Origin of the sequence: Ostreibacterium oceani (genome assembly GCF_009362845.1) — a bacterium.
Taxonomy (GTDB): domain Bacteria; phylum Pseudomonadota; class Gammaproteobacteria; order Cardiobacteriales; family Ostreibacteriaceae; genus Ostreibacterium; species Ostreibacterium oceani.
Window position 1 is genome coordinate 52,232 of the sequence record NZ_WHNW01000001.1, and the last position, 14,222, is coordinate 66,453.

General features: G+C 44.7%; 11 protein-coding genes. 10 read left to right on the top strand and 1 reads right to left on the bottom strand.

Annotation, left to right across the window (positions count from 1 at the left end):
* Positions 1-39: 39 nt before the first annotated feature.
* From GCU85_RS00240 to trhP, 5 genes are all read left to right on the top strand, one after another.
* Positions 40-1,143 carry a BMP family ABC transporter substrate-binding protein gene (locus GCU85_RS00240; protein WP_152808145.1) on the top strand — a complete coding sequence of 368 codons (1,104 nt, stop codon included), beginning with the start codon at positions 40-42 and terminating at the stop codon, positions 1,141-1,143.
* A 206-nt stretch (positions 1,144-1,349) separates the two neighbouring features.
* Complete coding sequence (locus tag GCU85_RS00245) at positions 1,350-1,736, top strand: DUF6394 family protein (RefSeq protein WP_152808147.1); 387 nt, start codon at positions 1,350-1,352, stop codon at positions 1,734-1,736.
* Positions 1,737-1,790: 54 nt separating this feature from the next.
* Entirely contained in the window at positions 1,791-3,542 is a 1,752-nt protein-coding gene (locus GCU85_RS00250) for a potassium channel family protein (RefSeq protein WP_152808149.1), read from the top strand.
* 99 nt (positions 3,543-3,641) lie between these two features.
* Positions 3,642-4,394 carry an alpha/beta fold hydrolase gene (locus tag GCU85_RS00255; RefSeq protein ID WP_152808151.1) on the top strand — a complete coding sequence of 251 codons (753 nt, stop codon included), beginning with the start codon at positions 3,642-3,644 and terminating at the stop codon, positions 4,392-4,394.
* A gap of 13 nt (positions 4,395-4,407) precedes the next feature.
* Positions 4,408-5,817 carry a prephenate-dependent tRNA uridine(34) hydroxylase TrhP gene (gene trhP / locus GCU85_RS00260; RefSeq protein ID WP_152808153.1) on the top strand — a complete coding sequence of 470 codons (1,410 nt, stop codon included), beginning with the start codon at positions 4,408-4,410 and terminating at the stop codon, positions 5,815-5,817.
* A gap of 80 nt (positions 5,818-5,897) precedes the next feature.
* Here the strand turns inward: trhP and metB are convergent, their stop codons facing one another.
* Positions 5,898-7,073, bottom strand: coding sequence for a cystathionine gamma-synthase (metB, locus tag GCU85_RS00265; protein WP_152808155.1), 1,176 nt, complete (start codon positions 7,071-7,073; stop codon positions 5,898-5,900).
* 328 nt (positions 7,074-7,401) lie between these two features.
* Here metB and GCU85_RS00270 point away from each other — a divergent pair, with 328 nt between their 5' ends.
* The 5 genes from GCU85_RS00270 to lpdA all read left to right on the top strand — a co-directional run bounded on the left by GCU85_RS00270 (position 7,402) and on the right by lpdA (position 14,219).
* Entirely contained in the window at positions 7,402-8,424 is a 1,023-nt protein-coding gene (locus GCU85_RS00270) for an RDD family protein (RefSeq protein WP_152808157.1), read from the top strand.
* A 49-nt stretch (positions 8,425-8,473) separates the two neighbouring features.
* Positions 8,474-9,100 (top strand): DUF4013 domain-containing protein, encoded by a 627-nt coding sequence (locus GCU85_RS00275; RefSeq protein ID WP_152808159.1) that lies wholly within the window; start codon positions 8,474-8,476, stop codon positions 9,098-9,100.
* A 154-nt stretch (positions 9,101-9,254) separates the two neighbouring features.
* Positions 9,255-11,381 (top strand): methionine--tRNA ligase, encoded by a 2,127-nt coding sequence (gene metG / locus GCU85_RS00280; protein WP_152808162.1) that lies wholly within the window; start codon positions 9,255-9,257, stop codon positions 11,379-11,381.
* Between the two features lie 79 nt (positions 11,382-11,460).
* Positions 11,461-12,330, top strand: coding sequence for an S-formylglutathione hydrolase (fghA, locus tag GCU85_RS00285; RefSeq protein ID WP_152808164.1), 870 nt, complete (start codon positions 11,461-11,463; stop codon positions 12,328-12,330).
* A 68-nt stretch (positions 12,331-12,398) separates the two neighbouring features.
* Positions 12,399-14,219 (top strand): dihydrolipoyl dehydrogenase, encoded by a 1,821-nt coding sequence (gene lpdA, locus GCU85_RS00290; RefSeq protein ID WP_152808166.1) that lies wholly within the window; start codon positions 12,399-12,401, stop codon positions 14,217-14,219.
* Positions 14,220-14,222: the final 3 nt, after the last annotated feature.

The following is a 14,222-nucleotide window of genomic DNA, read 5'->3' on the forward strand; positions in this document are numbered from 1 at the left end:
TTTTTGTTTTTTTTTATCATACAGAGTCTGAGGAAAATTATGCCATTAAATATGCCATTAAACAGCTTACAAAAAATCTTATTTGCGATGTTATCGAGTATTGCATTAACCTTTGCCAGTGCGACCGAGGAATCGGTAGAGACGCCACTTAAAATTGGGTTTGTTTATGTCGGGCCCGTCGGAGATTTTGGTTGGTCTTACCAGCATGACCAAGGGCGTCAAGCCATCGAAGAGAAATTCGGTGACCGAGTGAAAACGACATTTATCGAGAGCGTCAAAGAAGGTGCAGACGCAGAACGCGTGATTACGCAGTTGGCAAACGATGGGCATGGTTTGATATTCACCACGTCATTTGGCTATATGAACCCGACGGTTAAGGTTGCCAAACGTTTCCCCGACGTAAAATTCGAACACGCGACAGGCTATAAGCGTGAGACAAACTTAGCAACTTATTCTTCGCGATTTTATGAAGGGCGCTATATCGCTGGGATGCTTGCTGGCGCGATGACCGAGAATAATACCATTGGCTATGTTGCATCTTATCCGATTCCTGAGGTTATTCGTGGGATTAATTCGACTTTGTTAGGCGCGCGTCGCGTCAATCCAGCGGTGACAATCAAAGTCGTGTGGGTGAACTCGTGGTATGATCCCGCCAAAGAAACCGAAGCCGCTCAATCATTGGTTAACTCAGGTGTTGACATATTGATGCAGCATGTTGATTCGCCTGCTGTGCCGCAAACGGGTGAAAAAAATGATATTTGGGTCGTGGGTAATGCAACCGATATGCGTGAATTTGCGCCGACCAAACAACTAACGGCGATTATTGATGACTGGGATTCTTATTACATCGAGCGGGTTCAAGCAGCACTGGATGGCACATGGCAAAACACAGATACGTGGCGTGGCTTTGACGCAACGATGGTCGAGCTAGCGTCATTTAATGAGAATATTCCCGCCGATATCGTCGCGCAAGCTGAGGCAGTACGCGCGGAAATTACCGCCAAAAGCTTTCACCCTTTCACTGGACCAATCATCAATCGTGACGGCGAGACAGTCGTCGCTGCTGGTGAAATCCTATCGGATGAGGCGCTATTGAAAATGAATTATTTTATCGACGGCATCGAAGGTGATTTGCCGAAATAATACACTGGCTATAAACAGATACTATAAAGACATAACCCTAAGATGTGAGCTAATTCATCAACTTCGCATATATCTTTAAACATATATATTTAAAATATGAATGTTGGTGCAAGTGGTTGGTGCAAGTGTTTTGGGGTTTGTCTCATGAATTTTTTGACTAATTTCTAACTAATTTTTGACCAATTGGCAATAAACGAGGAGACTCAATGAACACAGAAAGAGCGTGGTTTGGATTTTTTATCGTGTTAGCACTAACCTTGAACTTTGGGTTTGTGATGGGCGAGCTAGACAATCCGTTGCACCACCATAAATGGGAGCTTGGTGCGGCATTTATTGTGAGTTTAATTGCAACGATACTCAAATTTGGTGATCGTTCTGAGCTAGGGTCCATTTTTTTGGCGACTAGCCTCGTGGCGGATTTTCATATGGCGATTGCGATTGCGATATGGACTTGGCATAGTGTTACCGTCGGCGGTCAACCTGATCCATCTACGATGGCAAGTATCGTGTCCATGGCAGGCGGTGCAATGTTAGCGAATTTTGCCTCAGTGGCGTTGTTGTTGTATGAAACTATTAGTATTCGTAGACGTTAAACAATTAGCCAATTGATTTTTAAAATTTGCTTAATTCACGCCTAATTCTCGCCTATGCAAGCCGTTAGACATCCGATTATTTATATCATTCTTAAACGAATGCGTGCGCCACTCATTGTCTTAATTTTGGCGTATGCAATTGCGATTACTGGACTGGCCTTGATTCCTGGTGTGCATGAGGATGGAACCGAATGGCACTTCACGATATTTCGTGCATTTTATTTTTTCAGCTATGTGGCAACCACGATTGGGTTTGGCGAAATACCGTATGATTTTACTGATACGCAACGGCTATGGGTTTCATTTTGCATCTACTTAACGGTGATTTCTTGGCTATTTGCCATCGGTGAGATTATTTCTTTGTTTCAAGATCCTGCGCTTAAGATTGCGTTGGCGAAACACCGTTTTAGTCGGCGTGTTCAACGGATTAACAGTAAATTCTATATCATTTGTGGCTATGGTGAGACTGGTGCTATTTTGTTATCTCAGCTTAATAAACAAGGCTACCAGTGCGTGGTCATCGATCAAGACCAAGCACGAATTAATTTGCTCGAACTAGACGCAAACGCATACAAAACGCCGTTTATCATGGCAGACGCCAGTGCGATTGATACGCTCAAAATGGCTGGCATTGAACACCCGCAATGTCGTGCGGTCATCGCGATTACCAATAACGATGCAGTTAATGTGAAAATTTCAGCCGCTGCTAAATTAATTCGTAGTCATATCAAAGTCATTTGTCGCGTACACAGCAAAGAGTCGATGGCAAATGCGACTTCGTTTGATACCGATTATGTGATTAATCCAGAACGCATTTATGCCGAGGGATTTGGTATGACATTTAGAAAACCCAGCGTTCAGCAGCTAATTAATTCATTGCTCAAACGTCCAGGTAGCCAATTTGCGGCACCGATGCACCCGCCCAAAGGACATTGGGTGATTTGTGGTTTTGGGCGGTTTGGTCAAGAGATGGCAAGGTTTTTAGAATACGAAGGGATAGACTATACCATTGTTACGCCAGAGGAAATCCCGCTACAGCATGTTATCGGCACGGGTACCGAGGCCGTAACCCTCAAAGCCGCAGGCATTCGTGATGCCGTCGGTATTGTGGCAGGTACGGACAATGATACAAATAATTTTTCTATTATCATGACGGCGCGTAACTTAAATCCGAATTTATACCAAATTGCGTTACAGAATCGCGACAGTAACCGTGCAATTTTCCAAAGTGCAGGTATTGATTCTGTGATGGAAGCATCACGCTTGTTGGTTTGGCGTATTTTGCCATTTATTACACAGCCGACTTTGTATCAATTTATTCGATTGGCACGTCACGAAAACGAGGCATGGGCAAACACAGTTAGTCAGCAATTAGCCCAGATTGGACAGACTGTGCCTTATACATATTTGTTACGAATCGACAATGAACACGCACCAGCAATTACACGACACGTTAGCTCGGGTAATATTCTCAGGTTGCAAGATGTTTACCCTGCGCCGCTGTCTGAGCTTGAAAACCCAGCGCCTGAGGTGCTGGCGCTAATGTTGATTCGCGACGGCAAGTTTGAGCTCGTACCCAAAGCCAACACGCCGATGAAAAACGGGGATATTTTTTTATTGGCTTCGGATAAAAGTGTCCGCAATCAAATCGACTATATCGTACGGCATGACCCAGCACTTTACTATCTACTGCACGGTAAAGAGCAACCCGTCAGCATTGTGGTTGCTAAACTAAAGAAGTACTTGCAAGCGTTTAAACAATGGCGTCGCCAACAACGTAAACACAAAAACAATGTGTCGTCTTAGCACGAAATGGTCCCTAATAGGGCATCCATTCGGTTTTAATGTGTAAACTTTGGCGCTTAGCATTTGGCGCTTTATTTGCATTTACAATAGGTAAGTCTGATGTATTATCAAAAACAATTTGAATTGCCAACCAGTGATACGCTCGTGCTTTTACATAGCGGTGGCATGGCTGGCGTTGAATGGCAGCCACAAATTGCGCAGTTGTCCAAAAAATTTAATCTACTCGTTCCTGATTTACCCGGTCATGGTCAATCACCGATTGCAGATGACGAGGTGCTATCGGTTGCGATGATGGGCAATGCGGTTGCTGACATGGTAGTAGCCGAAGGCCTTAGCAAAGTCCATCTTCTCGGTTCGTCAATGGGGGGAGCAGTTGCCTTGTGGTTGGCGATTCATCGCCCTAATTTGGTCGATAAATTGATTGTCTATCGCATCGCGCACCGCAAAAATCATGCAACCCACGCGCAGACCAACCACATGGCAGACCCAGAGTATTGGCGCAAATTTGGGCTACACAATTGGCTAAGTGAATTGCATTTGCCACAAGGCGGTCGTGATGCGTGGCAACGTGTCATTGCCAACGTGTCGAAGGTGCTACACCCAGAAACCACAGACCACAACCATGCGTTAGCGGATTTGGCGCAAATCCAATCCGATACGCTACTTATCTGTGGCGATCGTGATCCATTGGTTCCACTCTCAGTATTGATGGCGATGCACGAAACCATCCCCCGTTGTGCGCTTTGGGTACTGCCAAATGCCACGCATATTACCGCGACGAATACTTGGCGCGCAAAGTCTTTTGCAGACGAGGTCATTCGGTTTATAATGCAACCCTTAATAACCGAGTAAAACACTAAGAAATATGAATAGACAAGTAGAACTCCTGTCGCCTGCGGGCACACTGAAAAGTATGGAATACGCACTAGCTTATGGCGCTGATGCCGTTTATGCTGGCGCACCTCGGTACAGCTTACGGGTAAGGAATAATGATTTTATTGGCGAAAACTTAGAAAAAGGGATTCGCCGTGCGCACGAATTGGGTAAGCGCTTTTTTTTGACGACCAATATTATCCCGCACAATAAAAAGATTAAAACCTTTATGGATGATATTCGCCCGACGATTGAGTTAGGCCCAGATGCCTTGATTATGGCCGACCCTGGATTAATGATGTTGGTTAAAGAGGCTTTCCCTGAGGTTGAAATTCATTTGTCGGTGCAAGCCAATACGATTAACTATGCGGCGGCTAAATTTTGGCAGTCAGCGGGCGTTTCTCGCGTGATTTTGTCACGCGAACTGTCCATTGACGAAATCAAAGAAATCAAAGACTACTGCCCTGATTTAGAAATCGAAGTATTTGTTCATGGGGCGTTATGCATTGCGTATTCTGGTCGCTGTTTGTTGTCGGGGTATTTTAACCACCGTGACCCCAACCAAGGCACTTGTACGAATTCGTGTCGCTGGAAATACAAAACCATCGAAGGCAGTGAAAACACCGAAGGGGTTTATGTGCCTAATAATGAAGCTGAAATGCACGACGCTGCTAGCGCGGCGAACACCCTATCAGCGGAGCAGGTTTTGGTGCCGAATTTATCATCTAGTCGCGATGAAAGTGGCATGCCAGCGCAAGGTAATCGCGATCCACGGGCCGATGGAATTTACTTCCTCGAAGAAGAAAACCGCCCAGGTGAACTAATGGAAATCAGCGAAGATGAGCACGGAACCTACATCATGAATTCCAAAGACTTGCGTGCGATTGAGCATGTGCATGCGCTGGTCGACGCGGGGGTTGATTGTCTAAAAATCGAAGGCCGTACCAAATCGCATTATTATGTCGCGCGGACAGCGCAACTTTATCGCCAAGCGATTGATGATGCGCTAGCTGGTCGTGCGTTTAACGAAACGTTGATTGGTAAGCTCGAAAACCTCGCCAATCGTGGTTATACTGATGGTTTTTTTCAGCGCCATCACACCCAAGACTATCAGAATTATATCGAGAATATTTCACACAATGCGAACCAAAAATTTGTCGGTGAGATTGTCGATTATGACACCAGTACAGGGCTGTCAGAAGTTATCATCAAAAACAAACTGTCGGTGGGTGATAAAGTCGAGTTAATCACGCCATCAGGCACAGCGGATCTGATGATTGACCACATTGAAAATCTCAAAGGCGAAAAAATCGAAGTTGCACCCGGCTCAGGGCATGTCGTTAAAATCCCGTTAGGCGCAGTCAACCCTGAACTCGCTTTATTAGCACGCTATGTCAGTTGACGCTGTGGATTGAAGTTATCAGAATTGATTAAGGCAAAATAAGCCTTGGAATCATCCAAACCGTTTAAATTTAAAACCCGTTAGGGTGCTACGGTCGCCAGTGCGTTGCGTAAATCGTTGATTAGATCATCTGGGTGCTCGATACCAATGGAAAGCCGCCACAGTGCAGGGCTAATGCCAGCAGTGATTTTGGCATCGTCTGGCATGGCGGCATGTGTCATGCTGGCAGGATGATTGATTAAGCTTTCAACACCGCCTAATGACTGGGCGAGGGTGAAAATCTGCAACGCCTCACTAAACCGTTGTCTAGCCGCTTCATCGCCAACTAACTCAAAACTCACCAGCGAGCCAAACCCCAGTTGCTGTGTTTTGGCCAACGCATGTTGCGGATGGGTGGTTAGCCCTGGGTAATACAGCGTTTTGATGGCGGGATGATGGCTTAGGAACTCAACGATTTGTTCGGTGTTTTCTTGGTGACAGCGCAATCGCGCGGGTAGGGTTCGTAAGCTACGCATGACCCAATAACTATCCATCGCAGAGCCAGTAACGCCTAAGCAATTGGCCCACCATGATAGCGTTTCACCGATGGCTTGCTCGCGTACGACTACTGCCCCTGCAACCACATCACTGTGACCGTTGATAAATTTGGTGCACGAATGCACGACGATATCGGCACCCAAGCCCAACGGTTGTTGCAAAATCGGTGATAAAAACGTGTTGTCCACAGCGACTAATGCACCTGCTGCTTTGGCTTGTTTGGCAATGGCGGCAATATCATAAATGCGTAGTAGGGGGTTGCTGGGCGTCTCAATCCAGACGAGTTTGGGGCGGTTCTCTGCGCTAGATAATGCCCTAGATAGTGCGTGGGCATCATTTTGGTCAACAATATCGAGCTGAAATAATCCACGGGCGGCTAAGTGGGTGAATAGACGGTACGTGCCACCATAACAGTCATGTGGGATAACAACCGTATCATCAGGGTTAAGTAGTTGGCAAACAAGTAAAACCGCCGACATGCCCGTGTTCGTGATAATGCCCGTATGCCCATGTTCAAGTTCAGCGATTGCACGGCCTAAGGTATTGCGCGTTGGGTTCGTTGTACGGCTATAATCGTATTCGCCTTTTTGGTTTAAGCCAGGGAGCGCATATGTTGCCGATAAATAAATCGGCGGCACGAGGGCGCGGTGCTGTTTGTCACTGCAAAGCCCGACACGAACGGCTTGTGTTGTTAAATGCGGCGTTTTTTTGTTGGTCATTGTATTTTGCGGTGTTAACTGTTTTGATGATTATTTCTGTATTTATTATTTCTGTGGTTATTATAGCTGCCGTATTGCAATACCGCAGTTTTTTTTATGACCAATAGGGAATAAGCTATAACAAAATCGCCTTAAACTCCAGCGTTTTTTAGGGGGGAGCTGGGGCTTTTGTGGATGGGTTTTGTGTCGGGTTGGAGGTGTTGTATTCGCTGTATTATTAAGTATAATGCCAGCTATATTCAATGGCATTGTTAGTCGAATTAACTGGCCTTGCAAAAGTGAATGTTGATAATTTTTTATGCATTGTGAAATATAATGAGGTCGATAGGTGTCTAGTCAATATCAAAGTTACCCAAATCCTTTTAGTGATGGCTTGGGCGTTTTATTGGTATTTTTCGGCGCTTCTTTGATGCCTTTAATAACCTTGGCTTTCGCTTTACCGAAATATGGTTATTTGAATAGCAGTAATCATCAATGGGTGGAAACCCCAGTGACGTTTGAACGACTGGATGTTTCAAGAGTATCAAATTGGCGAGATCGCGAATGGTCTTTAGATGTTGATTATCAATATGTCTATGACAAAAAAAATTATTTCAACAATCGTCTTGCAGGTGGATTCGTTGCTCTACCGACACAGCAACAAGCTGAAGCATTAGTAAATAAACTTAAAGGGGATGCTATTGTTTGGGTTAACCCAAAAAAACCAAGTCAGTCCGTATTAATTAGACGTAAAGACTACATCGATTTAGGGGTAAACGATCCGGTAGCCAAAGCTTGGGGGTGGATAATAGCATCTTTACCTATCTTGTTCCCACTAGTTTTTATGGTTGATTCAATTTTAGGGGCTAAAAAAAACAAAAAAGATATAGCTAAAGAGAACTGGCTTTCTAAGTATGCACAATTAAACAAGCGGATGTTATCTGTCTGGATTGATTTTGTCATTTTTTCGTCGACCATTGTTGTTATCATTGCTATTAAAGATATTTACTATTTAAGTCATTTCACAGCAAAGCCTTTAGCGCTGAAAATATATATAAATTATGGCTTACCAATCACTATTTTTTCCTGTTGGTTAGTTTTTGGGCGTACCCTAGGTATGTTGATAATGAATTTACGCGTAAGAGATATCGCTACATTAGAGAAACCTACATTTATGCAGTGGATGTTGAGAGTATTAGGCACTTTTATGATATTTGCACTAGCAGGCATTCCTTTGTTAGTCGCTGCTTTTGATAAAAAGAAACAGACGATTGCCGATAAGTTATCGGGCACGGTTGTTATTCAAGGCATAAAAAAAGATCGTTACATGGATACCCGATTTTTAATAAATAATTCTATTGAATTTTTATAAAGCAATCAGCAAACTTGCGCGCTGATGCGGGGCGTTATTTGGAGGTAACTTGCGAATTGATTTGACCACACCACTGACAATGCGTGCTTCGTTTGCGTTTCCACTGCAAAGCAGTGTTTCTCGACGTGAGTTAGTATTGGGAGCCCTTTGGCTACTTGTGCCAGTGATTGGCTGGATTCTAAATATGGGGCATCGAATTATTTTTATTCACAACATGATTCATTCCAAACCTGCATGGCCAGCGTGGTGTGATTATTCATCACTTTTTATTCATGGTTGCGTCACCTTTGCCGGTATGCTGTTCTATTACAGTCCGACGTTTCTTTGTGTTGCAGGCTATTTGTGGCTTGAACATAATATTTTTCTTATTGGTGCTAGTGTTTGTTTTATAGTAGCGACTATTGCTATCCCGGGGTTTATGTCTCACTATTGTGTATATTTTGATAAGTCTGAGATTTTTGACCCCCGAAAGGCGATGGCTCACGTGATTCAAAGCGGAACAGAGTATTGGTATGCATGGCTTATTGTATTGTTGGCACTGGTTTGCTCTTTTGTGGGGTTGCTGGCGTTTGGCGTTGGGTTTCTGTTTACTAGTGTATGGTTCTGGCAGGTTGCTGGGTTCAGCTTTGCCACAGTGATGTCTCAACGTCATGCGTTGACTAAAGTATCTCAATAAAATACGGTAAAAAACCCGAAAAAACCTTGCAAGTAAAGTAAGCAGTTTTTTATTTCAGGTAATGCTTGATTGGCGAGGTTACTGATTTTGTCCTTTGGTCAGGGCTAAAAATCCGTTAAAATACGGGTTGCATCATTTATCTGTAGTGTCATTCATGAATCAAACACGAAAAATATTAGTCACTAGTGCCTTGCCATATGCCAATGGAGACATCCATTTGGGTCATTTAGTCGAATATATTCAGACGGATATATGGGTTAGGTTTATGCGTATGCAAAATCATGACGTGATTTACGTTTGCGCAGACGATGCGCACGGCACACCGATTATGCTACGCGCCGAGCAAGAGGGCATTACACCACAACAGTTAATCGATCGCGTGCATCAGGCGCATAGTCGAGATTTTGCCCAATTTTTAGTCGCGTTTGACAATTTTTATTCAACACATTCGCCTGAGAACGAGCAATTTGCCACGGATATTTATCGCCGTTTAAAAGCCAATGGATACATTACGGAAAAAACGATTACGCAGGCGTATGATGCTGAAAAACAAATGTTTTTGCCCGATCGGTTTGTCAAAGGTAGCTGCCCAAAATGTGGGGCGGCAGACCAGTACGGCGACAATTGTGAGCGCTGTGGTGCGACTTATGATCCGTTGGATTTAATCAACCCTGTTTCGGTGATTTCAGGCCAACCCCCAGTGGAAAAGGACTCGCTGCATTACTTTTTTGATTTGCCTAAGATGACACCTTTTTTGAAAAACTGGCTAGACACCGCCAATATTCAGCCCGAAATTCGCAATAAAATGCAAGAATGGTTTGATGCGGGTTTAAACGCGTGGGATATTTCGCGTGACGCGCCTTATTGGGGCTTTAAAATTCCAGAGACAGCGGATAAGTATTTTTACGTATGGCTGGATGCGCCGATTGGTTATATGGCGAGTTTACAACACTATTGTCACCAACACCAAATTGATTTTGATGCTTACTTTAATGAAAACAGTCGCGCTGAAATGTATCATTTTATCGGGAAAGATATTGCGTATTTTCACACGCTATTTTGGCCTGCAACATTAAAGGGCAGTGGTTATCGCGTGCCGACGGGTGTTTTTTGTCACGGTTTTTTAACCGTCAATGGCGAAAAAATGTCAAAATCACGGGGTACTTTTATTAAAGCCTCAACTTATCTCGACCACTTGCGTCCTGAATATTTGCGCTATTATTTTGCGGCAAAACTATCCGCTAGCGTCGAGGATATTGATTTAAACCTAACTGACTTTAAGCAAAAAAATAACAGTGATATTGTCGGCAAGTTGGTTAATCTCGCCAGTCGCTGCGCGGGCTTTATTAATAAACGTTTTGACCATACTTTGGCTAATGCACTGGATACGCCCGCCTTGTTTAACGAAGCCGCAGAACGCATCGCAAACGACATCGCACAGGATTTTGAGGCGCGTGAATACGCGCGTGCTATGCGCCAGATTATGGCATTGGCGGATAAAGCCAATGAATACATCGACAGTGCAAAACCCTGGGTGTTAATCAAAGACCCGACTCAACACGATAAAGTCCATGCGATTTGTACAACAGGAATTAACTTGTTTTATCAGCTTATTGTTGCGTTAAAGCCTGTAATGCCACAATTGGCAGCCGATACCGAAGCGTTTTTAAATATTCCATCTAGCCAGTGGAAATCGGCGGGTACGGCACTGTTGGGGCATGCCATTAACCCATTCAAGCCACTTGCTGAGCGTATTGATGACAGCGCGATTGACGCAGTGATTGATGGATCCAAAAGCGACCTAGATGCGAATAACCCTAATAACGTGAGTAAGGTGAATGACGTGAGTAATGTGAGTAATGTGAGTAATGTGAGTAATGTGAGTAACGTAAATAACGCGGACACTAAAAAATCAGGTGAGCAAACCGTAGAAACCGTGACACAAGAACAACCCACTATCGACATCCAAGACTTTACCAAACTGGATTTACGTGTGGCACGCGTGGTTAACTGTGAGGCCGTTGAAGGTGCTGATAAATTACTTAAATTTCAGCTTGATGTCGGTGAACTAGGTGAACGTCAAGTTTTTTCAGGCATTAAAGCCTATTACCCAAATCCGTCGGATTTGATTGGGGAACAAGTGGTTTTGGTTGCCAATCTCGCACCACGAAAAATGCGATTTGGGCTTTCTGAAGGGATGATATTATCCTCTGAAAATGCCAGTGGGTTGTGTTTAGTGCCAGCGGGATTATCAGCAACGCCAGGCGACAAAATAAAATAACACGACTGATAATAAACAAGGCACAATTAAATAGATTGCCGATATTTGATATAGTACCAAACGCTCAAGGGACAACACGATGACGACAATAAATAACAGCAACCATCCGTTAACACAAATAGAAGCACACCGCGTCTGCGAGGGCGAGCAACGGGTTTACGAACACCGTGCCACCACGTTAAATTGTACGATGCGTTTTGCGATTTATTTGCCGCAATCATCCATGGCGCCCGTTGAGAAAAAACTACCTGTTTTGTTTTATTTATCGGGGCTGACGTGTAGCGAGCAAAATGTGATTCAAAAAGCAGGGTTTCAGCGTTTTGCCGATCAACACCAAATCATGGTCGTCTGTCCAGACACATCGCCGCGAGGTGATGGGGTGGCCGATGATGAGCGCTATTGGCTAGGCCAAGGCGCAGGCTTTTATGTAAATGCCACGCAAGCCCCGTGGTCAACGCACTATCGCATGTATGACTATATAACAGACGAACTACCTACACTTATCCATCAATATTTCCCAACCACGGGTCAACAAAGTATCACAGGGCACTCGATGGGTGGTTATGGCGCGTTATTGATTGGCTTGAAAAATCCACAGAATTACCAATCAATTTCGGCTTTTTCTCCTATTGTGTCTCCTGCCAATAGCGAATGGGGGCAAGATACACTACCCGCGTATTTTGGGCATGATGAGAATGACTGGCAAGCGGTTGACCCTTGCGCCCTAGTGAAAACGAGCCAAGCGCATCGCCCGATACTGATTGACCAAGGCGATGCTGACAATTTTTTATCAAACAACTTAAAAACGCATTTATTTGAAGCAGCTGTTCGTGATGTGACATCGCCCGTGAGTATTCATTTGCGCCCAGGGTATGATCATAGCTATTATTTTGTACAGTCGTTTATTGATACACATTTTGCTTTCCATGCCAGTTATTTGCATAGTTAAATCAGGTCGTTGTGACAGACAGGTCGTTGTGACAGACCAAAGCCAACCCAATAACATAGGATAAGACGATGAATAAAACGGTTTTAGCGCCAGACTTAGGAAGCGATGAAGGGTTTCCCGTGGTTGAAATATTAGCAAAAGTAGGCGACAAACTCGCAAAAGATGACCCGATTTTACTGCTAGAGTCAGACAAAGCATCGATGGAAATAGGCGCAACCGAGGCAGGAACCCTCACCGAAATTTGCTTGTCCGTTAATGATACGGTGAAATCACACCAATGCGTTGCGAAAATGACGGTAGATGGCGGTACTGATAGCGATGCCAATAAAGATGCGAATAAAAAAACAGCAACGCAGACCAATTCGTCAGCGGCAGATGAACCATCAAAGTCACCATCAAAGCCACAATCAAAGCCACAATCAAAGCCACAATCAAAGCCACAATCAAAGCCACAGACAAGCCCGCAATCAAAAACAAATACAACAGATGCTGATATTCAGTGCGATTTGGTCGTGTTGGGGTCTGGCCCTGGCGGTTATTCGGCGGCTTTTCGGGCAGCAGATTTGGGGCTATCAACTGTGTTGATTGAAAAATACCCTAATCTTGGCGGTGTATGTCTCAATGTTGGTTGTATTCCGTCGAAAGCCTTGCTACATACGGCGCATATTAGCGAAGAGGCCATGGCATTAAGCCAGCACGGTATTCATTTTGAAGCACCGACGATTAAACTGGATGCGATTCGTGCTGACAAAGACAAGGTGGTAAATAAACTAAATCAAGGCATTGCAGGCATGGCTAAAATGCGCAAGGTTCAGGTGGTGCAAGGGGTTGGTACCTTTGTTGATGAAAATTTGCTTGAAGTCATTCACGAGGGCAGCGCCAAGACGGTTGCTTTTGACAAAGCCATCATTGCCTGTGGCTCAGCGCCGATTCAACTGCCATTTATGCCTGATGATCCGAGAATTATTGATTCGACGGGCGCGTTGGAATTACCCTTTATTCCGAAACACATGTTGGTGATTGGCGGTGGCGTGATTGGACTGGAAATGGCGACCGTTTATTCGGCATTGGGCGCGAAAATATCGGTGGTTGAACTGTCTGATAGCCTGATGCCAGGCGCTGACGCTGATCTCACCAAAGTCTGGCTCAAAGCCAACGAATCGCGTTTCGAAGACGTGTTATTAAACACCAAAGTAACTGCTGCAACGGCTAAAAAAGCAGGCATAGAAATTACCTTTAGCGGCGAAACGTCAGGTAAAAAAACCTACGATTTGGTCTTGGTAGCAGTAGGGCGTAGCCCGAATGGCCGTAAAATTGAAGCAGATAATGCAGGCATTACCGTTGATGAGCGTGGGTTTATCCCTGTCGATTCTCAAATGCGCACCAACGTGCCGCATATCTTTGCGATTGGTGATGTCGTTGGTCAGCCGATGTTAGCGCATAAAGCGGTGCATGAAGGGCATGTGGCTGCTGAGGTTGCGGCAGGGCACAAAACCCACTTTGATGCCTGTGTTATTCCTTCGGTTGCCTATACTTTCCCCGAAATTGCCTTTGCTGGCGTGACTGAGACAGAGGCCAACGCCAAAAAATTGGCGTATAAAACCAGCGTATTTCCTTGGCAAGCCTCGGGCAAAGCGATTGCCTGTCATACCGATACTGGCTTTACTAAGCTGCTCTTTGATCCAGAGACTAACCGTATCATTGGTGGTAGTGTGGTTGGGCTGAATGCGGGTGATTTGATTGCTGAAATTTGCCTTGCCATTGAAATGGGTGCCGATGCCAATGATATCGGTAAAACTATCCACCCACACCCCACGCTGTCAGAGTCGGTCGGTATGGCAGCCGAACATTTTCATGGGCACTGTACGGATTTACCACCCAAAAAATAACCC